This is a genomic window from Lysinibacillus sp. S1 (genome assembly GCF_044986265.1).
Classification (GTDB): domain Bacteria; phylum Bacillota; class Bacilli; order Bacillales_A; family Planococcaceae; genus Lysinibacillus; species Lysinibacillus capsici.
This window is the reverse complement of record NZ_CP173154.1, coordinates 812,446-831,217: the sequence shown is the minus strand read 5'-3', so window position 1 is coordinate 831,217 and position 18,772 is coordinate 812,446. Positions and strand designations below refer to the sequence as shown.

The following is an 18,772-nucleotide window of genomic DNA, read 5'->3' as shown; positions in this document are numbered from 1 at the left end:
ATGAGTATGGCAACCTATATAGGCTTCAATTTTCCAGTTGAAATACAGGATGACTATACAGAAAATGAAGTTGACATAAATTATTTTTTCTCGGTAAAAGAGAATCGCCAAATTGTACAGGCAAAGCATTTTACAACACCCTATGTATATGAAATCGAAACAAAGGGAGAGCCCATTTGGCAAATGCATAACGAAAATAAAGTGTATTCCCCCCATAACTATGAAAAAGCCAAAAGAACTTTTCACCATGTATGTGACTTTCTAAAAAAATTCCTTCCCAAAGGAGATTATTGCGAAATCTACATTTGCTGGATAGGAGAAGAAGGAGAGGAACATGAGAAAAAACTGGCACTGCTGTTAGACCAACTGTCAGTAGATGAGGTAGAAATAGTTGAGAAATGTTTGATGATGGTGAGAAACTAAAATCTTCATAAAGTAAAAGATTGAAGCAATAAGCCTCAATCTTTTTTCTGTTTGCTAGGAAGCTGATAGCCCTCTAAGTCTGGAATAAATTCTTGTGGGTCAATAGATACATTCACTTCAAGCCTTTCTGGATGAACATAGCTTGTCAGCTCACCATTTTGGTCATATGTTTCACTTTTAACGAGAATCCCAGTATCTTTATCCACCCAAAAACGAAACGCTTCTGTCGTGCCTTTTAAATTTTCACTATTTGTCACCGTTTCATCCATTTTCCCAGCTAATACGATTGTATTATGACCTAACAACGCTTCATTTTGTTTTTCAATCTCCCAATGCTCCATATTTCTTAAATAACTAGCAGCTTTCTCATAAGCGAATAACGACATACTTGAACTTCCAAATGAAGGTCTTTCTCTCAATTTATTATATGAAATAGGGGGATATTTCAAGTCAATACTAAAAGCTTGCTCAGGAGTAACTACGTCTCGTTTTGATTTCTGTTTCGTTTCATTAACTGTATAAACTTTTTGTCCATAAAGTGCTGTATATTTTAACCAGCTCTTTCTGTTGTTATAAAAGTACTCCTGTGTATCGTTCTTGATTCCCGTCGTGTTATCATCTAAAGCGATTATTTTTTCATAGCCTCCAACTTCTTTTTTGGTACTTACTTTATAAGTAACACCCAATGTTCTAGTGGAACCGTCTTGAGAAATTTTATGTTCTTCAAATTTTCCAGCTGCTGAGTGAAAATAATCAATCGAATTTAATAATTTACTCACGACATCCTCTTTCGTCATATCCCCGTAAAATTCTTCTTGGATCGGGGGATGATAAAGAGTAGTTTCCATTATAGGTTCTTGTGAACGGTCTCCCTTATCAACTGGTTGTACTGTCAGCTCCGTGACCATAAAATAGCTAGCTCCTATAAGAAAAAAACCAATGACTGCTATAGGTAACAAATGATTGAAAATGGATTGGAATTGGGGCTGTTTCTTGTAATCTTTTCGAAGCCTCTGCCTTACTTTTTCTTTATGTTTCTCATTAAAATGAATGTCCTGGAATGCCGTGTCATCCAATGCCTTGCCTATATTTTTAAACATATCATTCATTTATCTTGCACCCTTCCATTGATTTTTTGAGCATAAGTCGAGCCCTATGAAGTCGAGACTTAATGGTTTGTAAACGCAAATCTAACAAATCAGCTATTTGGTTATAGGACAGCTCTTCATAATAATAGAAAATAATGAGTTCTCGGTATCTTATTGGTAGAGCAAGGATTTTTTCAGAAAGTAATCGTTTATCCTCCTGTCCGACTAATTCCAACTCAGGGGATTGACTAGTACTCTTAATTTTTGAGAAAAATTCTGTCAGAACAATATTTCTATAAGACCAGCTTTTTAATTTATCTTTACATAGATTGACAGTAATTCGATATAACCATGTTTTATAGGAAGATTCATTCCTGAAATTATCTAAATGCTCATAGCACTTTATAAACACTTCTTGCGCAATATCTTCCGAAAGCTGCTTGTGCTTCATATACGTAAAGGCAAGACGTGCTATGTCATCTCCATATGCCTTCATCAACCATTCAAGCCTCTCCTCCTTACTACATTCACTGCTAACTTCTATTGATGTTCTCACATGTTCAAGCATCTTCCACACCCTTTCAATTATTAGACGGAGTTGGTGCCATTTGGTTGTAATCAATTTACTATAATAACGAGTGATTTGTAATAGCAGTAAAAGAGAGTATGAGAGATTTTTGTGTTATTATTCAATAGTAAAATGCTAATAAATGGTGAAAAAGGGGAGTAGTATGCATACACAATTCGAATTTACGGTTTTTCCTCAATTGGAAACAGAACGTTTTATTTTACGAAAAGGGATAATGGATGATGGCCAAGATATTTTGAGACTTTATTCTAATGAAAATGTAGTGAAGTACCTGCCATTACCATTGTTTGCTTCAGTTGAAGATGCTATTGATGAAATCAATTGGTATGAGAAAATTTTTAAAGAACAAAAAGGCTTAAGATGGGTAATCGAGGAAATTCAGACCAACAAGGTGATTGGCACATGTGGCTATTTGAATTATGAAAAAGAGCATAATCGTATAGAAATTGGCTATGATTTAAACCCTGACTATTGGGGAAAGGGTGTGATGCAAGAGGCTTTAAGTTCGATCATCCACTTTGCCTTTACATCCATGGGAATCAATAAAATCGAAGCAAAAATAGAGCCAGAAAACACAGCATCTATCAAACTATTGGAAAAATTAAACTTTTCTCAAGAGGGTCTTTTGAGGCAACATGAATTTGAAAAAGGGAAGTATGTGGATCTCGCTATCTTTTCCCTATTGAAAAGTGAATATTAGGAGGTTAGGAAAGTCGCTCTCATCATGAGGGTGGCTTTTAATTTTGCTATTACTGCGAGATACATAGAGAATCAGCCATGTTAAACGTAACTTTTAAATGGAAAATATTATAAAAATTAACTAATGTAAGGTATTATTATAATAAATGGCTAACCTTCTAAAGAGGAGTGAGAGAGATGAAGCTCGTAAATGTTGTATTGACAGGACTATTGATAAGTGGATTGTTAATAGGTTGTACCGAGGAAGGAGAAACGAAAGGGGAACAGGTAAAAACAGAAGAAACAACAATCAAACACGTAGCAGCAGTAAACCCTTCGAAAATCTGGAATGATGTATCAACCCCTGAAGGCTTCAATAACTATGAGATTGAACCAACGTTGGAAGCTTGGATTGCCTATCATGCCCAAGATATTAACAAAACAACAGACGTAGACGAATATTATCTAAGGGCAGATCGTCTCACGAAGGAAATGATATATTTTAGGGTTCAAGGGGAAGACCTTCAAAAGGATTTTGAAAATTTAAATGTACTGCAGATTTTGATGGGACATCTGGATTATGTAATATCGGTTGAGAAACAGCAAGGTCTTGATACAGCTGAGTCCTATGGAGAATTAACTAAGTGTTTTACGTATTTCACTGAATTACTTCACGATCTCAACGTAATCATCAATAACGATGGCAAGGGTGAAACATATGGGCTCACACACCAATTAGACGGGAGCAAGGTGGACGAACTCGAAAAACTTCTTTATACAGAGGCCAGAAAGGAGTAAAAGCTCAAAGTGAAATATTTATTAGCAATATTGAAGGGGGAATATTTTTGAATAATAAACAACTAATTCCTACAAATGAAATTAAAGAAGAGTTCGAGGCTATTTTATTAGAACATGCTAGTATTGCGCATTGTGAGATTAATTTAAAAAACGGCACGTTCAAAAATATACAACGATTAGACACCCGCTATGACGAGTTTGCTTTGGATATTATGAATAATGAATTTTGTTTTAGTCTAAAAGAAAAAAATAACATAAACTTTTATAGAATTAATCTTGAAACATTTAATCAAACACATGCTATCACATTAAATTTAAATAATTATTTTTCTTCTGAAGAAATTAAGGATGAAAGTTATTATTCCAAGTTAATTTACCTTAATCCTCAATATTTGTTGTATTTTATTACGAAAAGAGAAATTAACTATGGACGTCCTTTTTATCAATGTATTTTTTTGATAAACACTTCAACAGGAGAGATAAAACGATTAAATCCTTTACTTCCAAACGGAGATAATTTACTTAGATTAGATACTTCCAAAAACATCTATCTAAGCAATCACAATCACTTATTACTATTAAAAACTGGGAGAATTAGACCCTTTGAGAAACAAGCAATGTATAATGGAGTAGATATTGAAAGTCCTTATCATGACCACCTTGAATCGATTTACTTAATGGAGGTTTCATCTTTAATTAACCAACAGAATTTTAATAATGCGACATTACTATCTTTATTAAATTATTCAGGTGTTTCTGAAAACTTACGATATGAGAACAATATTCTTTCATACGTAGTATCTGATTTTACGAACAACACTAAAGAGTTAATAAAACATGATTTGTTAGACGGGGATGTTTCAAAATTTCAAGATGACCAATTAATACGAGATTATTTAAATTATGATTTTGAATTATTACCAAACTACTATCATTATATCTCTAAATTATCTAAACAAGATAAAGCTGATACGTTTAATCTAATTGACGATGAATTGTCGTTTAATGTAAAGCTGGATAAAATAAGCTGAGAGAATTTTAACTAGTTATAAGCATCTGTAATGGAGTTATGGATTACATAGGAGGCAGAATAAACCACTCTCCGATGAAGTGACTGCATAGGATAGATACAATTATTTTCATTAGGAAGCTATTTGGCATGGATTCGATAGTCTATCGAGATTCATGTCTTTTAATTTTGCTTCCATCCATGCTAAAGATATTTCTCATAAACAAAAAAGATTGAAGCCCATTAGCCTCAATCTTTTTATGGTCGCTTTCATTATTTTACGTTCGGATAAATCATTGTTGCTGGGTCTACATATTCATCGAACTGTTCTTCTGTAAGTAAGCCACTTGCGATGGCTGCTGCCTTTAAGGTCGTGCCTTCTTTGTGGGCCTGTTTTGCGATTTTTGCTGCGTTTTCATAGCCAATATATGGGTTTAACGCTGTTACAAGCATTAATGAATTTTGTAAATTATGATCGAGTACCTCTTTGTTTGGCTCAATGCCTACTGCACAATGGTCGTTAAATGATTTCATTGTATCCGCTAATAGGCGAGTTGATTGTAAGAAGTTGTAAATGATGACTGGTTTAAAGACGTTTAATTCAAAGTTACCTTGAGAAGCGGCGAAGGCAATCGTTGCGTCATTTCCAACTACTTGCGTGACAACCATTGTCATTGCTTCACTTTGGGTAGGGTTTACTTTACCTGGCATAATGGAAGAGCCTGGTTCGTTTTCTGGGATCGTAATTTCCCCAATACCTGAACGAGGACCACTTGCTAGCCAGCGAACGTCATTGGCAATTTTCATTAAATCAGCCGCTAAAGCCTTTAATGCACCGTGTGCTACAACTGCTTCATCATGACTCGTTAGGGCATGGAATTTATTTGTAGCTGATGTAAATTGTTTGCCTGTTAGCTCACTAATTTCCTCAGCCACACGATCACCAAATTCAGGGTGAGCATTGATTCCTGTACCGACCGCTGTTCCACCAATTGCAAGCTCCTTCATATAGTCAATATTTTGGATAATCATATGCTCTGATTTTGAGAGCATGGCTGCCCAGCCACTAATTTCTTGACCTAATGTGAGAGGTGTCGCGTCCTGTAAATGCGTACGACCAATTTTAATAATGTCCTTAAATTGAGCTGCTTTATCTTCCAAAGTTGCTTTTAGTAAACGTAGTCTTGGTAATAAATAATCTTCCACTTTTAAAACAGCCGCAATATGCAATGCTGTTGGGAATGTATCATTTGAGCTTTGTGATTTATTGACATCATCATTTGGATGAATACGGTCCGCTTCACCAGCATCCTCTAATAGCTGATTCGCACGGTGAGCAATGACTTCATTTACATTCATATTGGATTGTGTACCACTACCAGTTTGACAAACCACAAGAGGAAATTGATCGTCCCATTGACCATTTAAAATTTCATCTGCAGCCTGCACGATGGCATTTGCTTTAATATCAGAAAGTTTGCCTAGTTTATTATTCGCAATCGCCGCACTTTTCTTTAGGATCGTCATAGCTTGCACAAGCTCGATTGGCATTTGTTCTGTACCAATTTGGAAATTTTCTTTACTGCGCTGTGTTTGCGCGCCCCAAATTTTATTAGCAGGTACTTTAATTTCACCCATAGTGTCTTTTTCAATACGATAATCCATGTCAAAACAGCTCCTTTAGTATGTAAAGTTCTCCTCATGTACAGATAAAAACGGATACTCTTAGTCTGATGTAAGAATATCCGTTTGATACATGCTTATTCAAAAAAGAGGGGGATTCTGAATGAAGCAATTTGGAGAAAGAAATAATCTATTGATAATGATAATTGTTATCAATTAAAAAGTCAACGGTTTTGCTTGAAGAAATTTAAAGTGAATGATTCGCAATCATTACCTATTTTATTCCCGAAAATTAAGGGAATAAACCATGTTTTAGTTGATTATCTCTTTTTCTTTCCAAGCTCTTTAAGAGGCTGCTTTTTAGGGATTTTTTCGAATAATATCTTCACATGAAAATTGTTGTCATCAACTTGAAGTACCTCCAACACCTTTGCCTTGCGCCCTTTAATGCGAATATCTTCTTCCACAGTAGGTAGCTTGACGAGCAATTGACTTAAAACAGACGTCTTGTTTTCGTAGTAATGCGTCACAAACATCGCGATTCTCCTTCTGACTTTTGATTGTTACTCAATTTATGAGCGAGGGATAATAGTTAGAACTTTGGAGATGGTGAGCAAAGAATGAATGGAACCGCTCGAGAAGCTGTTAGAGGTGATCATAAAGAGAGGAAACTTGCTCATCGAGTTACTGAAGGTAATCATAAAATGAGAGAGCCGAGCACAGAGGAAAACTAGTAATTAGTTTCCTATAGAAGTTTATAACTTAGTGAGGGGAAAGAGGCGTAGAATCCCATACAATACTTAATAGTCATATTGTGGGTGAATGGAATAAATATATTTTACATTTCCGGTTGGTTAATTATGTTAATATCACGTTAGATTAACATGATTAGATAGTAAAGAAAAGGAGGCGAGTAAGTAGAATGACAAATAATATCATTGAACAAGCAAAACGAGGGTTGGAGGGTTTTGCTATTGGAGGTTATCATACTAGCGGAAATTTTAGTAAGTATCGGGAGGATTACTATAAATATTTTGGAGATCCAGATGATGAAACAAGAAAATACGCTATAGCTGCATTTACTTGTATGCTGGGTACTTGGGAAACGGGTTCTCTTCAGATATTTCAGCCCATACAAGAGTGGGAGGAAAATAAAAAATGGAGCTCCAATCCATTAGACCAGAAGCGATTTTATCGTTTTAAAGATTATCTTTATGCACTGTTAGCACATCATGAGCAGATAGAGAAAGAATTCCCCTATATGTATGAAGATATTGTTTTATTTTTAATAAAAATAGAAATAAATCAAGGGATCAGATATGAGGAATGGTTTCCAGAGCATAACCCGAATTTGTTTCAGCGATTAAGAGAAGAAATTTTAATACCTAAACAACATTTGGTATATAAAAGAAGTCATCGGAAATTCTTATTAAAAGAAATAGGTATTGAGCCTTTTTTTGAATCGGATCAAATTAGGTAATGAAAGTAATCCAAAAGTGGATGGAATCGCTCAGAAAGGAACCCAAGGTGATCGAAAAGAGAGGCACCCCGCTTATTCAGCAAGCCACTGCGAAATAAAATTGCAATGGAAAACACTACTGCATGTTGCAGGGAAATCATTCACTTAATCAGTTAGGGAGGAGGTCAATGTCCGCTTATTTTATAAGAAAATCAAAAATATGACATGATTTTACCTTTAGAAATTGCAACTTTCGACATGTTTTTTATTTATTTCTCGGGAAATATCTCATAGTGTATAGTGAAAATGATAGGGACTTCGTAAGCTGTTTTAGGCTATTTATGTGGGGCTGGATCGAATGGATACATAAAAAGGTGTAATTTTAATCAAACAGGTGGGTGGAATACGTTTCAGCTAGGGGGATGTTCGCTATAATAAGAGTAAGGAGGAAATGAAATGTATTTAAAATCATGTAAGGTGTTACAGGATACGATTCCAGATAAACAGGAGTATCCTTTTAATATACCAAGCTTGCAGGATTTGCATGAGCTAGAATTCCCGACAAATGTGACGTTCTTTGTTGGGGAAAATGGTTCTGGGAAATCAACATTACTGGAGGCGATTGCTGATCGCTGTGATTTCAATACGGCTGGTGGTGGTCGTCAAAATTTATATGAAGTACATAAGGCGGAATCTTCATTGGGGGAATATATCCGTTTGTCGTGGCTGCCGAAAATTTCGAATGGGTTTTTCCTTCGATCAGAAACATTTTATCAATTTGCCAGTCATATTGATTTGATAGAGAGCCATCCAAGGAGATATAACGCTTTTGGTGGGAAATCACTACATCATCAATCTCATGGTGAATCCTTTCTTGCGTTATTTATGAATCGTTTTAAGGGTAAAGCCATTTATTTATTGGATGAGCCTGAGGCGGCATTGTCACCAACGAGGCAGCTAAGCTTGCTGAAAATAATGAAGGACCTCGAGCATGAGGCACAATTTATTATTGCTACACACTCACCCATTTTGCTTGGCTATCCGAATGCAACGATTTATAGCTTTGATCAAGGAGAAATTGAATCCATTCGCTATGAGGATACCATTCATTACATCGTGACCAAACGTTTTTTGGATGCACCACAGTCGATATTAAGAGAGTTATTTGATGAGGAGAGGGAATCATGAATCAACGAAAAGGCTTAATCATGCGAGAAATTCGATTGGATGAAATGGCACAGTCCATTGATTTACTGAATTATGTCTTTCAAATGTCAATGTCCATTCACAAGGATCGTCGCTTTGTGAATGCGAAGAGTAGGCAATTTAATGAAGGGCATGCTATCGGGTGGTTTGATGGTTCACAGCTTGTATCGCAAATTTTAAGTTTGCCTTTTGAGGTAAATGTGCATGGGAAGATTTATGAAATGGGTGGCATCACAGCAGTTGGGACATACCCTGAATATTCAGGACATGGCTTAATGGAGAGCTTGATAATTGAAAGTCTGCAAAGTATGCGAAATGAAGGACAGTATATATCCTATTTATTTCCATATTCTATTCCTTATTACCGCAAAAAGGGATGGGAAATTATGAGCGATATTGTGGAATTTCAAGTGAAGGATACACAGCTTCCTCATTATGCTGGGCTTAATGGGAAAATTCGCCGTGTTGATCCCAAGCATGAGGATGTGGTGGCTATCTACGCACGCTATGCGCAGAAAACGCATGGGGTAATGGTGCGCAATAGTATTGCCTGGAACGAGAAATTTCAGGAGGATTTCTGGGAGGAGAAATTTATAGATAGTGATGTGAACCTTCAGGCAGCGGTCTACTATGATGAAGAAGATGTGGCACAGGGCTACATGTTCTATCGTATTATGGAGGAAAATTATTACATTGATGAAATCGTCTATTTGCAGGAAGAGGCTCGTAAAGGTTTATGGAATTTCGTCTCGGCTCACAGCTCGATGGTCTACAATGTCTACGGGAAAACAACCGGTAATGAAGCGGTAGCCTTTCTATTAGAGGACAGTGAGATCATTCAAAAGGTATCGCCTTATTTCATGGCAAGAATCGTCGATGTCAAAGAATTTTTACTGCGCTATCCATTTATTGGTCAGAATTTCGAGCTTCAGCTAGCTGTCAGTGATCGCACTGTGGCGTGGAATAATGGCACCTACATCATCAAAATGAAAGATGGAAACCTTTCTGTGCAGAAGGTAAGTGAGACGTTGAACGCGAATGCTGTGCATTTAACAGTGCAAACACTGGCTACTATGCTGTTAGGCTACAAACGTCCAACCTATTTAGAAAGAATTGAACGATTACAGGGACGTGCAGAGGAAATTGCATTGCTCGAGGCGGTTTTACCAGTAGGTATCCCAACATTTATTGATTATTTTTAAGTGGTATGGTAAGAGCCATAACGTTGACGGTTATGGCTGCCACGCCTCTTTTAACAGCTCAATGCCCAGCTTGATTTCTTCCAGCGCTAATTTACTAAAGCCTAATTGCAGCATTGGTTCCTCATTTTTTTGATGGATAAAAAAGGGGCTTGTCGGATAAACCTTCACACCGTAAGTCGCCGCTCGTTGGATCAGCTGCTGCTCGGAAAGCGGAGACTTTATCTTCACTAATACATATAGTCCTGATTGCTCGCCTAACACGGATATTTGCTGACCGAAATGTCGTTGTAGCTCCTGTACAAGGTGCTGCATTTTTTGTTTATAGGTCAAACGCATTCGTTTAATATGGCGTGACCATTCTCCCTGCGCCATAAATTGGGCCATTGTGCGTTGATGGAGGGACGAAGCATTTTGTTCAAAATGAGCAAAACGCTCTTTATAGGGCTGAACAAGTGCATTTGGTAGCACCATATAGCTTAAACGCACACCTGGTAAAAACGATTTGGAGAAGGTGCCGAGATAGATTACCCTTGATGAGTCGATGGAAGCAAGGGCAGGAAATGGCTGTTGCGTATAGCGAAACTCTCCATCATAATCATCCTCTAGAATATAACCATCGACTTGTTGAGCCCATTGTATTAAGGTCTGTCGCTGCTGAATAGACATGGACACACCGTATGGGAAATGATGTGATGGGGTGACATACATTAAGCGTGATTGACAGTTTTGGAGTATGTCAAGTTGAGCTCCTGTTTCCATTACAGGTAGTGGCTCTAATTCGAAGTGATGTAACTGGAAGGCTTCACGTGCACCATCATAGCCAGGGTCTTCCAAAAGAATGCTTGGGAAAGTATCTTTTAATAAAAAGCCAAGATACAAGAGCATTTGCTGTGTGCTACTACCAATAACGATATTGTCGCTCGTTGTATAAACCCCTCTTGCTTGCAGTAAATACGGCACAAGCTGCTCCTTTAGCACTGATTCTCCAAACAGTTCTCCATATTCGTAACAGGTTGATTCCTGTAATACTTGATTGGCAATTTGGCGCCATGTTTTCATAGGAAAATGTTGCTGATCGACAGCTCCTGCGCGAAAATCTACAAGATAGGAGGCAGCCTTCTTTTTTGGCTGTGTCATAGGGGTCTGTTCCTGCTCTTTTAGAAAAACCTGCTCTAGTGCATTGACGAAATAGCCTTTTCGTCCCTCCCCACGTATGTATCCTTCTGCTACAAGCTGTTCATAAGCGGTTAATGTAGTATTACGACTGACCTGTAAAGTTTCTGCAAGTTTTCGTATAGAGGGCAGGGAATCATCTGTTTGAAGTGTACCTTGCATAATAAGTGCTTTAATTTGCTGGTACACTTGCTTATATTTTGCCTCTTTTTCTGTTAATAGAAAGATAAAATCGTCCATAAGGCACCACCTTGACATGTTAAAATGTTTGGAACTGTTTCTTTTGAAATGTCAGATTATTTACTACCATCATACTAGAAGGACAATCAAAAGGAAATGGAGATCAAAACATGAAAATTTGTATGGTGACACAGCAAACGATGGGAGACGTAGTCCCATTATTTAATGCCTATCGTGAATTTTATGGACAATCATCTGATTTACAGCAAGCTGAGCAGTTTATACAGGAGCGAGTAATGGGAGCAGAGTCTATTATTTTCCTGGCATATTTGGATGAGGAGCCAGTTGGATTTGCACAATTGTTTCCAGTCTTTTCATCCGTCGCTATGAAACGAGCGTTTCTCTTAAATGATTTATTTGTGGCGAAACAAGCCAGAAAACAAGGTGTAGCACAGGCGTTGATGGAGCAATGCTTTATCTATTGTCAGCAGGAAGATGCGCGTTACATGATGCTAGAAACTGCCAGAGATAATGTCCAAGCACAGAAGCTCTATGAAAAAATGGGCATGACGATTGATGACACTGTTTATTATTACAGTATTTATTGGTGATTTTTTCSAATACCACTATAAATCTAAGTTTCAGCCCCCACCATTGATTGTGACTATGGTGGGGGCTTTGTGGTTATGCGTGGCTCATCCATCCTGCGAAGAGACCTGAGGAGAAAAAGCGGGTAATGTTTTGAAAGCCCGCTTCACTTAATAGCTGTTGGATTTCTTGATCGGAGAGGAAGGAAATATTCATGATGCCCTTGCCCATGCTATCTACCTTTTCTTTTGTATAGCCGGCCTCTAAAAAGTAGCTTTGCCATATTTTGATGCGGTCTTGTAGCTCGTCACTTTCTCGTTCTCCGTAGGCACAAGCGAGGACAAAGGGCTTTCCAGGTTTTAATTGCTTGTGAATATTTTGCAGTAAATGGAGTTTCTCCTGTCGATCTTCAATAAAATGAAGAACGAGGATACAGCTTGCCGCATCGAATTTCGGTGTTGATTGGGGTAAGCGCTCAATTGTTCCTTGTAGTAACTGAACGCGACTTTCAATATCCAGTTGCACGGCTTTATGTTGTGCGATTTGGAGCATTTCCTCAGATGGATCAACCCCAGTGAACATCCATTTAAGGTTTGTTGGTCCCCATGCAGAAAGCTCGTTACCCCCACCAGCTCCTACAACAAGCAGGGATGCTTCATGTTCTCCTAAATGCATGCGGAAATAGGCTTGTGTCACGGCAAATAATGTGTCATAGGCAGGCACTGAAATTCTTGTGCTGTGCTCATATGTTCGTGCCTTTTCTAATAAATGTGTAGATAATGTACGCATTGTGATAGCCTCCAGTGTTTTATCATCTCTATTAAAGACCTTTAATATCTGTAATTGAGTATAAATGAAAGTAACTGAAAAGACAAAGGAGAAGCCCTTAGACATCGTTTTTTTATTGTAAAACATTTAATAATTAACAATAAAGATAAATAATTTAATGTTTATCGTTAAATATCTATTGAAAAAAATGGCACTTTCTTCTATGCTTGTAGTAAACAGGAGGGGAAATAAGATGATGAATAGTTTAATCAGTGCCATTTTGCAAGTGATGTTATTTTCAGTGATTCCGTTTATTTGGTGGCTTTGTACAGCGAGAAAAAAACAGCCCTTTTTAACGTGGATAGGATTGCAAAAGCCTATTATTGTGCACAAGGGAAGGTATGCTATGTACATTGTACTTTCTATTTTCACGATGTTAATACCGAGCTTTGCGCTAGTCTTTTTCTATATTGATCGCTCCTTGCTAGCGGCGAATCAATTCGCGGGACTTGGAGCTGCTGCCGTCATTCCAGCACTTTTCTACGCTATTATTCAAACAGGTTTATCAGAGGAGCTATTATTTCGCGGCTTTTTATTAAAGAGATTGATGAAGATTTTTGATTTTCAAGTAGCAAATCTCTTGCAAAGTATTGTTTTTGGCTGTGTTCATGGGGCCATGCTATGGTCGGTGCTTCCGCTTCATGTAATCTTATTAGTTGTGCTTACTACAGCGCTTGCTGGCTATGTGATGGGCTGGGTGAACGAACGAATTGCTGGAGGTTCCATTGTCACTAGCTGGAGTATCCATAGTATTGTAAATTTCATAGCGGCGTGCTTGTATATGTTTAAATTTTGACTTATTTGCATTTCTTTGCTGTCACTTGCATAATAGGGCAGAGAAGATTTTTTCGTGAAGGGACGTGCAAGCATGACAGAGTGGCCTAAGGGAGTAGCAAAACCAGCAATTCGCGCATTACATGCAGCGGGCTATACAGAATTGAAGCAGCTAGAAAGAGTTGAGCTTTCTACATTAGCTCATCTTCATGGAATGGGTCCAAAAGCTTTAGCAGCGATTGAGGCGGCACTAAAGGAAAGTAGGGAACTTCGTGAATAAGCTGACATTGTTTTTACTGGCGATGGTTGTCTATTATATCCTCGTTGTAGTCGTTATTAGCAAGCTGTTTATTATTCCTATTATGAAAGTGATGGCTCTTATCTTTTTTATAGGGGCAGGCTATATCTTTTCTCGTAAAATGCGTAGGAAATTACAGTAGGAGGTAATATGAAAATTGTTAAATTAACATTCTTTTATTTAGCTATTATTTTATTGGCATTGACGCTGTCCTTAGCGGGTGTTCGTCTATCCATCTCTCTTGGGATATTTGCATTAATTGCGGTAGGGATGATTTATCGCCATATACATATTTTATATCGCACAAACAATATGGAGCAGGTGGATAAATGGGTTAAAAATCACCGAAAAGAGCCTATATTTGCTGCTCTCTATGCATCAGCTTACGGGACAAAAGAGGAACAGATTCAGGCAATCGATGTCATCATCCATCATTATAAGCAGCCAGCCATTAAGTACAATTACCTCTTTATTAAGGCCATTATGGAGGAGAATCTTGGTGCTGCTAAAGTAGCCGCAAGACAAATCGAAAAAGAGCCTTTAACTAGCTATGCACTATGCTATATTGCTGCGCTGGAAGGTCGAGCGGCCGATATGAGAAGTGATAAATTAACACAGCCGTGGATGCAACCTGCAATTGAAGCGGTCTATGCCTGTACAATAAAGGATCAGGCTAATTTCCGCCAATTCGCGGATGCCAGCATTCAACAAGCACGTGGCATACAGAAATACGGTTTAATACATAATTTTAAGCAAATGGAAGATGAATTGGTAAAGGCATAATCGAAGGGCTACTTGATAACAGTATCAGGTAGCCTGATTTTGTGTCAGAAATCATAAATTAATTCAATGAGGTGAAAATGTTTGTCTAAAATGGATCATCTGATGCAGATTTTATGGATGTTGAATTCAGGTAGGAAAATTACCGCGAAAGAAATCGCTGAAAAATTAGAGATTAATATTAGATCCGTTTACCGCTATATTAACTCACTTTCTGCCAGCGGTGTGCCGATTATAGCTGAAACAGGTCATCATGGAGGATATACCCTGTTAAATAATTTTATTAAAAGTCCTCTTATTTTTGATGTCGATGAGAAAGCGGCATTACTTCATGCTTCTATTTTTGCAAAAGAAGCTGGCTATTTTTTAGATGAGGCATTAAACAGTGCAACAGCAAAGCTTACAATGTATTCAAATCAAGAGCAAGAAAAAATGATTCAACAGCATTTACAAGGTTTCGAGATAATCGGTCCTGATGAATCCTCCTTGGAGCCACTATTAAAAAATTTAGAAGAGAGTATAGTAAAGAGAACATCTATAGAAATGGAATACCATACTAATAATGAAGAGCAATCTAAGTCTAGGGTGGTTAATCCATATGGTTTGGTTTATTGGAAACAAAACTGGTATGTCGTTGCATTTTGTCATGTAAGAAATGAAATCCGTACTTTTAAAGTAGGCCGAATTAGTAGTCTGCATCAAACAGGCATTCCTTTCCAACGACCACAATCTTTCTCTGCCAGTGATTTTTTTATGAAAAGCCTTTTTCCCCAAGCCGAACATAAACAGAACCTTGTGCCCTTCATCATTTGTGGAAAGACAAGTGCTGTGGATGCGATCAGTCAGCATTGGTTTTTAAAGTATCACCTCCAAGAACGCACCAATAAGAACGCTATATTTTTAGTAGATGAGGAAGCATTACATACCTATGTACCCTATTTACTTTTTCCCTATGGAAAATCAATCCAAGTAGTAGAACCCATAAGTCTAAAGCAAAAGATAATTGACGTTCTATATGAGCTCATTCATTTTTATGAAAATGAAAACTTTACTGACGGAGAATGTCAGTAAAGTCAGACTGTAGACAAAAGCCCTCGAGAAGTTCACTCTCGAGGGCTTTTATCATTTTTCTTCCTATGTCGTCCTGATATTTGGTAATAGATTACCAAATCCAACATACTCTTCGAGCATAGTTGCTCTCTTAAGCTACTTGCCACGTCCAAGTAGCCAGTTTCTTTAAATTCATGGCAGCAAAAGTAAGCATCGCTTGCATGGACAATTTTTTTATACCTCTTAAGGTTGTCCATCGCATACCATGCTTTTCCTTTGCATCGGCAAAGACACGCTCAATCGTTTCTTTGCGCTTTGCATAGATTTGTTTGATGTCATAGGAATGGCGTAAATGTTCAGCTTCCTCCACATACGACTCCCAGATATGGCGTTGAATGAGTTTTTGATGATGCTTACTTTCTGTACATTGGGAAAGGCTTGGACACTTCGCACAAATCAAAGGATTCGATTTATATTGCCGATATCCTTCTTTCGTCGTTGTTGCATACTTCAATATCTGCCCTTGTGGGCAAAGATAACAATTATAGTGCTCGTCATATATATACTCATGCTTTCGGAAGAAACCATCTTTCGTTTTAGGACGTGTATACGGAAGAACAGGCAACATTTGATTCTCTAATAAAAAGTTCGTAATGGCTGGTGTTTTATAGGCTGCATCTGCCGCAACAGCGATTGGTTTTTGAACGTTTTGAATGACTCTTTCAACAAGTGGCTGCAATACATGGCTATCGTGCACATTTCCCGGAGTCACAATGGCACCTAAGACAAAGCCCTTTTCATCTGTCGCTGCATGAAAAGAATACGCAAACTGTTTCGTACGTTCATCCTTCACGTAATACCCACTTTCAGGATCTGTCGTGCTTTCCTTTATTTCTTTCCATTCTTCTTTTTCAAATTTCTCCGGGGAAAAGGGCTTTTTTCCGTGTTCCTCACGATCAATATTTAACTCTAATTGAAGTTTCTCTTCATAAGCCCGTGTTTCTTTTCGCACAACTTTTTTATCATACTTTCGTTTATTCGCACTCGCTTTCACATGCGTAGAATCGATAAATAAATGGTCTGCATGGAGGAGTCCTTGATGCATAATCTCTTTTAATATACGATAGAATATCTGCTCAAATATATCAGTGTCTTGAAAGCGACGGACATAATTTTTACCGAAGGTAGAGAAATGCGGGACTTCTGTATGGAAGCCAAACCCTAAAAACCAACGATACGCCATATTCGTTTCAATTTCTTTGATGGTTTGACGCATGGACCGTATACCAAAAACGTACTGAATAAACGTCATTTTAAAGAGAACAACAGGATCAATACTAGGGCGTCCTTTAGCAGAGTAGAGGTTTTCTACTAAAGGATAGATAAATGAAAAATCAATAGCCGCCTCTAGTTTTCGTACTAAATGATCTTGGGGAACTAATTGATCAATCGTTAGCATTTCTAATTGTTCACGTTCATTGATTTGATTTTTCGTCATCATGGTTGATCACCTCGAAAGTGTACTTTTTATCAATAGATGAATAAGGAATTCTTTATGTAGAAGTTGATTGGAACGAAGGGTGGCGACTCCTGCGGGAAAAGCGGGAAAGTCGAGATCCTGGACTAAGCGAAGCGAGGGAAGCAGCTCGACCCCGCCCGCGGAAAGCGTCCGCCCGTAGTGGAAATCAACGGCTTTACTTTATTTTATTGTAAAAGAAAAAAGACTGTAGGCAAACTCAAAATTCATTGAGTTTGTCTACAGTCTGACTTTACTGACGGAGAATGTCAGTAAAGTTTTTTTATACTAAGCATAGTTTCAATAAAAGGAGTGTTTATTATGCAGACAAGAAAAGTGTATCTTTATGTATTTGATACGATGGCAGATTGGGAGATAGGGTATTTAATGGCCGAATTAAATACAGGTAGATATTTTAAAAAGGGGTTAGAGCCTTTAGAGGTGATGACAGTAGGGATTGATAGAAGTCCTGTTACGACGATGGGTGGCATCACCATACTTCCAACGATGGCCGTTGCTGAATGTCACTTGAATAGCATGGATGTCTTGATTCTTCCAGGAGGCAATACATGGCTAGAATCTATTCATGAGCCTGTATTGAATAAAGTCTCAAAAGCGTTGAATGAAGATGTTTTCGTAGCTGCAATTTGTGGTGCAACGTTTGGTCTTGCAAAGGTTGGTTTGCTTGATACAAGACAACATACGAGCAACGATCTCGAATACTTGAAGATGCTTTGTCAACATTATATTGGGGATGAACATTTTAAACAGAAGCCAGCCGTAACTGAAGGGAATTTAGTAACGGCATCTGGCATTGCACCGTTGGATTTTGCCTACCATGTTTTGAGGCTGCTCGATGTTTTTACACCTGAAACATTACATGCTTGGTATAAGCTTTATGAGACGCAGGAGAAAAAATATTTTTATGAATTAATGACATCCATTGAATAATAATTAGTCTAAGAAGAGCATGTTCATTGTTAAAACATGCTCTCTTTTTTTACATTAACTTTTTTTAGCCAACAAAATGCCTCGCACAATCCCTATCATGAAGATGCCAAATAACAGCAGTAAAAATAAGTAAGCATGCCATTGTTGTAAAATACGTTCACGACCTAGAGCTACCGTCAGGTCATTGAATAGGGAGTAGGTAAAATACAATAGAATACTATTTTTGATGAGACAAAACGTAAGGATGCCATTTTGTCGCTGTTTATGGGAGAGAGGTGCTTTATTTTTACGCATCACAGGATAAGCTGCCTTTATCTCTAAATAGTGTAAAAGTAGAAAGAGCATAAGAGCGACAAAGGGTAAATAAAAAATAGCAATTTTCGGACCGAATTGGGCATGTTCACTCGTGAAGCTTTGCAAGACAGGAATCATGGCAGGGAGCTTGCCGTATTGAATGAGTGTCGCTGTAATGCCAGCTAGAAAAATAGTCGCCACAATAACCGTTAACTGGTGACAAAAGCGTGGTGTAGGTGTTTTTTGTTGTATATGCATCCTTGCT

22 protein-coding genes are annotated in these 18,772 nt (G+C 37.8%); 14 read left to right on the top strand and 8 right to left on the bottom strand.

Features of this window, described 5'->3' with window-relative positions; all coding sequences use genetic code 11:
* Nucleotides 1–423 (top strand): hypothetical protein, encoded by a 423-nt coding sequence (locus ACHZEU_RS04520; RefSeq protein ID WP_048390454.1) that lies wholly within the window; start codon nt 1–3, stop codon nt 421–423.
* Nucleotides 424–458: 35 nt separating this feature from the next.
* Here ACHZEU_RS04520 and ACHZEU_RS04515 read toward each other — a convergent pair whose 3' ends face one another.
* Together ACHZEU_RS04515 and ACHZEU_RS04510 are read right to left on the bottom strand one after the other, a co-directional pair.
* Nucleotides 459–1,532 (bottom strand): hypothetical protein, encoded by a 1,074-nt coding sequence (locus ACHZEU_RS04515; protein WP_066037480.1) that lies wholly within the window; start codon nt 1,530–1,532, stop codon nt 459–461.
* Nucleotides 1,525–2,079 (bottom strand): sigma-70 family RNA polymerase sigma factor, encoded by a 555-nt coding sequence (locus tag ACHZEU_RS04510; RefSeq protein ID WP_066037481.1) that lies wholly within the window; start codon nt 2,077–2,079, stop codon nt 1,525–1,527. Before ACHZEU_RS04510 ends, ACHZEU_RS04515 begins: the two co-directional genes overlap by 8 nt.
* Nucleotides 2,080–2,242: 163 nt before the next feature.
* Here ACHZEU_RS04510 and ACHZEU_RS04505 point away from each other — a divergent pair, with 163 nt between their 5' ends.
* The 3 genes from ACHZEU_RS04505 (at nt 2,243) to ACHZEU_RS04495 (ending at nt 4,607) form a co-directional block, all read left to right on the top strand.
* The gene (locus ACHZEU_RS04505; RefSeq protein WP_048390456.1) at nt 2,243–2,800 is read left to right on the top strand and encodes a GNAT family N-acetyltransferase; all 558 of its coding nucleotides are present in this window, start codon (nt 2,243–2,245) and stop codon (nt 2,798–2,800) included.
* Between the two features lie 176 nt (nt 2,801–2,976).
* Nucleotides 2,977–3,576 carry a hypothetical protein gene (locus ACHZEU_RS04500; RefSeq protein WP_054550937.1) on the top strand — a complete coding sequence of 200 codons (600 nt, stop codon included), beginning with the start codon at nt 2,977–2,979 and terminating at the stop codon, nt 3,574–3,576.
* Between the two features lie 47 nt (nt 3,577–3,623).
* Entirely contained in the window at nt 3,624–4,607 is a 984-nt protein-coding gene (locus tag ACHZEU_RS04495; protein ID WP_066037482.1) for a hypothetical protein, read from the top strand.
* 251 nt (nt 4,608–4,858) lie between these two features.
* On the opposite strand, the gene fumC is transcribed toward ACHZEU_RS04495, so the two are convergent.
* Entirely contained in the window at nt 4,859–6,250 is a 1,392-nt protein-coding gene (gene fumC, locus ACHZEU_RS04490; protein WP_404804080.1) for a class II fumarate hydratase, read from the bottom strand.
* A gap of 278 nt (nt 6,251–6,528) precedes the next feature.
* Complete coding sequence (locus ACHZEU_RS04485; RefSeq protein ID WP_004228943.1) at nt 6,529–6,744, bottom strand: hypothetical protein; 216 nt, start codon at nt 6,742–6,744, stop codon at nt 6,529–6,531.
* A 386-nt stretch (nt 6,745–7,130) separates the two neighbouring features.
* Here ACHZEU_RS04485 and ACHZEU_RS04480 point away from each other — a divergent pair, with 386 nt between their 5' ends.
* From ACHZEU_RS04480 to eis, 3 genes are all read left to right on the top strand, one after another.
* On the top strand, nt 7,131–7,688 hold the full coding sequence (locus ACHZEU_RS04480; protein WP_328011805.1) for a hypothetical protein: 558 nt from the start codon (nt 7,131–7,133) through the stop codon (nt 7,686–7,688).
* 435 nt (nt 7,689–8,123) lie between these two features.
* Nucleotides 8,124–8,855 carry an AAA family ATPase gene (locus tag ACHZEU_RS04475; protein ID WP_404804079.1) on the top strand — a complete coding sequence of 244 codons (732 nt, stop codon included), beginning with the start codon at nt 8,124–8,126 and terminating at the stop codon, nt 8,853–8,855.
* Entirely contained in the window at nt 8,852–10,075 is a 1,224-nt protein-coding gene (eis, locus tag ACHZEU_RS04470) for an enhanced intracellular survival protein Eis (RefSeq protein WP_257961251.1), read from the top strand. Before ACHZEU_RS04475 ends, eis begins: the two co-directional genes overlap by 4 nt.
* A 30-nt stretch (nt 10,076–10,105) precedes the next feature.
* Here the strand turns inward: eis and ACHZEU_RS04465 are convergent, their stop codons facing one another.
* Nucleotides 10,106–11,488: a PLP-dependent aminotransferase family protein gene (locus ACHZEU_RS04465; RefSeq protein ID WP_313871982.1), complete on the bottom strand. Its 1,383-nt coding sequence runs from the start codon at nt 11,486–11,488 to the stop codon at nt 10,106–10,108.
* 110 nt (nt 11,489–11,598) lie between these two features.
* Here ACHZEU_RS04465 and ACHZEU_RS04460 point away from each other — a divergent pair, with 110 nt between their 5' ends.
* Nucleotides 11,599–12,039, top strand: a complete 441-nt coding sequence (locus tag ACHZEU_RS04460) for an N-acetyltransferase (RefSeq protein ID WP_103117897.1) — start codon at nt 11,599–11,601, stop codon at nt 12,037–12,039.
* Nucleotides 12,040–12,112: 73 nt separating this feature from the next.
* Here the strand turns inward: ACHZEU_RS04460 and ACHZEU_RS04455 are convergent, their stop codons facing one another.
* Nucleotides 12,113–12,805, bottom strand: coding sequence for a class I SAM-dependent methyltransferase (locus ACHZEU_RS04455; RefSeq protein ID WP_103117898.1), 693 nt, complete (start codon nt 12,803–12,805; stop codon nt 12,113–12,115).
* A gap of 232 nt (nt 12,806–13,037) precedes the next feature.
* Between ACHZEU_RS04455 and ACHZEU_RS04450 the strand changes: the two genes are divergently transcribed.
* The 5 genes from ACHZEU_RS04450 to ACHZEU_RS04430 all read left to right on the top strand — a co-directional run bounded on the left by ACHZEU_RS04450 (nt 13,038) and on the right by ACHZEU_RS04430 (nt 15,767).
* The gene (locus ACHZEU_RS04450; protein WP_103117899.1) at nt 13,038–13,640 is read left to right on the top strand and encodes a CPBP family intramembrane glutamic endopeptidase; all 603 of its coding nucleotides are present in this window, start codon (nt 13,038–13,040) and stop codon (nt 13,638–13,640) included.
* Nucleotides 13,641–13,712: 72 nt separating this feature from the next.
* Nucleotides 13,713–13,898 carry a hypothetical protein gene (locus ACHZEU_RS04445; protein WP_048390683.1) on the top strand — a complete coding sequence of 62 codons (186 nt, stop codon included), beginning with the start codon at nt 13,713–13,715 and terminating at the stop codon, nt 13,896–13,898.
* The gene (locus tag ACHZEU_RS04440) at nt 13,891–14,058 is read left to right on the top strand and encodes a hypothetical protein (RefSeq protein ID WP_016993359.1); all 168 of its coding nucleotides are present in this window, start codon (nt 13,891–13,893) and stop codon (nt 14,056–14,058) included. Before ACHZEU_RS04445 ends, ACHZEU_RS04440 begins: the two co-directional genes overlap by 8 nt.
* 8 nt (nt 14,059–14,066) lie before the next feature.
* Nucleotides 14,067–14,699: a hypothetical protein gene (locus ACHZEU_RS04435; protein ID WP_103117900.1), complete on the top strand. Its 633-nt coding sequence runs from the start codon at nt 14,067–14,069 to the stop codon at nt 14,697–14,699.
* A gap of 81 nt (nt 14,700–14,780) precedes the next feature.
* Nucleotides 14,781–15,767 carry a YafY family protein gene (locus ACHZEU_RS04430; RefSeq protein WP_103117901.1) on the top strand — a complete coding sequence of 329 codons (987 nt, stop codon included), beginning with the start codon at nt 14,781–14,783 and terminating at the stop codon, nt 15,765–15,767.
* A 130-nt stretch (nt 15,768–15,897) separates the two neighbouring features.
* Here the strand turns inward: ACHZEU_RS04430 and ACHZEU_RS04425 are convergent, their stop codons facing one another.
* Nucleotides 15,898–17,247 carry an IS1182 family transposase gene (locus ACHZEU_RS04425; protein WP_279494669.1) on the bottom strand — a complete coding sequence of 450 codons (1,350 nt, stop codon included), beginning with the start codon at nt 17,245–17,247 and terminating at the stop codon, nt 15,898–15,900.
* Between the two features lie 336 nt (nt 17,248–17,583).
* Here ACHZEU_RS04425 and ACHZEU_RS04420 point away from each other — a divergent pair, with 336 nt between their 5' ends.
* A complete protein-coding gene (locus ACHZEU_RS04420) occupies nt 17,584–18,213 on the top strand; it encodes a type 1 glutamine amidotransferase family protein (protein WP_066037491.1) in 630 nt (209 codons plus the stop codon).
* A 54-nt stretch (nt 18,214–18,267) separates the two neighbouring features.
* On the opposite strand, the gene ACHZEU_RS04415 is transcribed toward ACHZEU_RS04420, so the two are convergent.
* Nucleotides 18,268–18,765 carry a hypothetical protein gene (locus ACHZEU_RS04415; RefSeq protein ID WP_066037492.1) on the bottom strand — a complete coding sequence of 166 codons (498 nt, stop codon included), beginning with the start codon at nt 18,763–18,765 and terminating at the stop codon, nt 18,268–18,270.
* Nucleotides 18,766–18,772 lie beyond the last annotated feature (7 nt).

Excerpts from the sequence above, each read along its gene's own strand:
- ACHZEU_RS04520 (WP_048390454.1), top strand. The coding sequence starts at position 1 with ATGAGTATGGCAACCTATATAGGCTTCAATTTTCCAGTTGAAATACAG.
- ACHZEU_RS04515 (WP_066037480.1), bottom strand. The coding sequence starts at position 1,532 with ATGAATGATATGTTTAAAAATATAGGCAAGGCATTGGATGACACGGCA.
- ACHZEU_RS04510 (WP_066037481.1), bottom strand. The coding sequence starts at position 2,079 with ATGCTTGAACATGTGAGAACATCAATAGAAGTTAGCAGTGAATGTAGT.
- ACHZEU_RS04505 (WP_048390456.1), top strand. The coding sequence starts at position 2,243 with ATGCATACACAATTCGAATTTACGGTTTTTCCTCAATTGGAAACAGAA.
- ACHZEU_RS04500 (WP_054550937.1), top strand. The coding sequence starts at position 2,977 with ATGAAGCTCGTAAATGTTGTATTGACAGGACTATTGATAAGTGGATTG.
- fumC (WP_404804080.1), bottom strand. The coding sequence starts at position 6,250 with ATGGATTATCGTATTGAAAAAGACACTATGGGTGAAATTAAAGTACCT.
- ACHZEU_RS04485 (WP_004228943.1), bottom strand. The coding sequence starts at position 6,744 with ATGTTTGTGACGCATTACTACGAAAACAAGACGTCTGTTTTAAGTCAA.
- ACHZEU_RS04480 (WP_328011805.1), top strand. The coding sequence starts at position 7,131 with ATGACAAATAATATCATTGAACAAGCAAAACGAGGGTTGGAGGGTTTT.
- ACHZEU_RS04475 (WP_404804079.1), top strand. The coding sequence starts at position 8,124 with ATGTATTTAAAATCATGTAAGGTGTTACAGGATACGATTCCAGATAAA.
- eis (WP_257961251.1), top strand. The coding sequence starts at position 8,852 with ATGAATCAACGAAAAGGCTTAATCATGCGAGAAATTCGATTGGATGAA.
- ACHZEU_RS04465 (WP_313871982.1), bottom strand. The coding sequence starts at position 11,488 with ATGGACGATTTTATCTTTCTATTAACAGAAAAAGAGGCAAAATATAAG.
- ACHZEU_RS04460 (WP_103117897.1), top strand. The coding sequence starts at position 11,599 with ATGAAAATTTGTATGGTGACACAGCAAACGATGGGAGACGTAGTCCCA.
- ACHZEU_RS04455 (WP_103117898.1), bottom strand. The coding sequence starts at position 12,805 with ATGCGTACATTATCTACACATTTATTAGAAAAGGCACGAACATATGAG.
- ACHZEU_RS04450 (WP_103117899.1), top strand. The coding sequence starts at position 13,038 with ATGATGAATAGTTTAATCAGTGCCATTTTGCAAGTGATGTTATTTTCA.
- ACHZEU_RS04445 (WP_048390683.1), top strand. The coding sequence starts at position 13,713 with ATGACAGAGTGGCCTAAGGGAGTAGCAAAACCAGCAATTCGCGCATTA.
- ACHZEU_RS04435 (WP_103117900.1), top strand. The coding sequence starts at position 14,067 with ATGAAAATTGTTAAATTAACATTCTTTTATTTAGCTATTATTTTATTG.
- ACHZEU_RS04425 (WP_279494669.1), bottom strand. The coding sequence starts at position 17,247 with ATGATGACGAAAAATCAAATCAATGAACGTGAACAATTAGAAATGCTA.
- ACHZEU_RS04420 (WP_066037491.1), top strand. The coding sequence starts at position 17,584 with ATGCAGACAAGAAAAGTGTATCTTTATGTATTTGATACGATGGCAGAT.
- ACHZEU_RS04415 (WP_066037492.1), bottom strand. The coding sequence starts at position 18,765 with ATGCATATACAACAAAAAACACCTACACCACGCTTTTGTCACCAGTTA.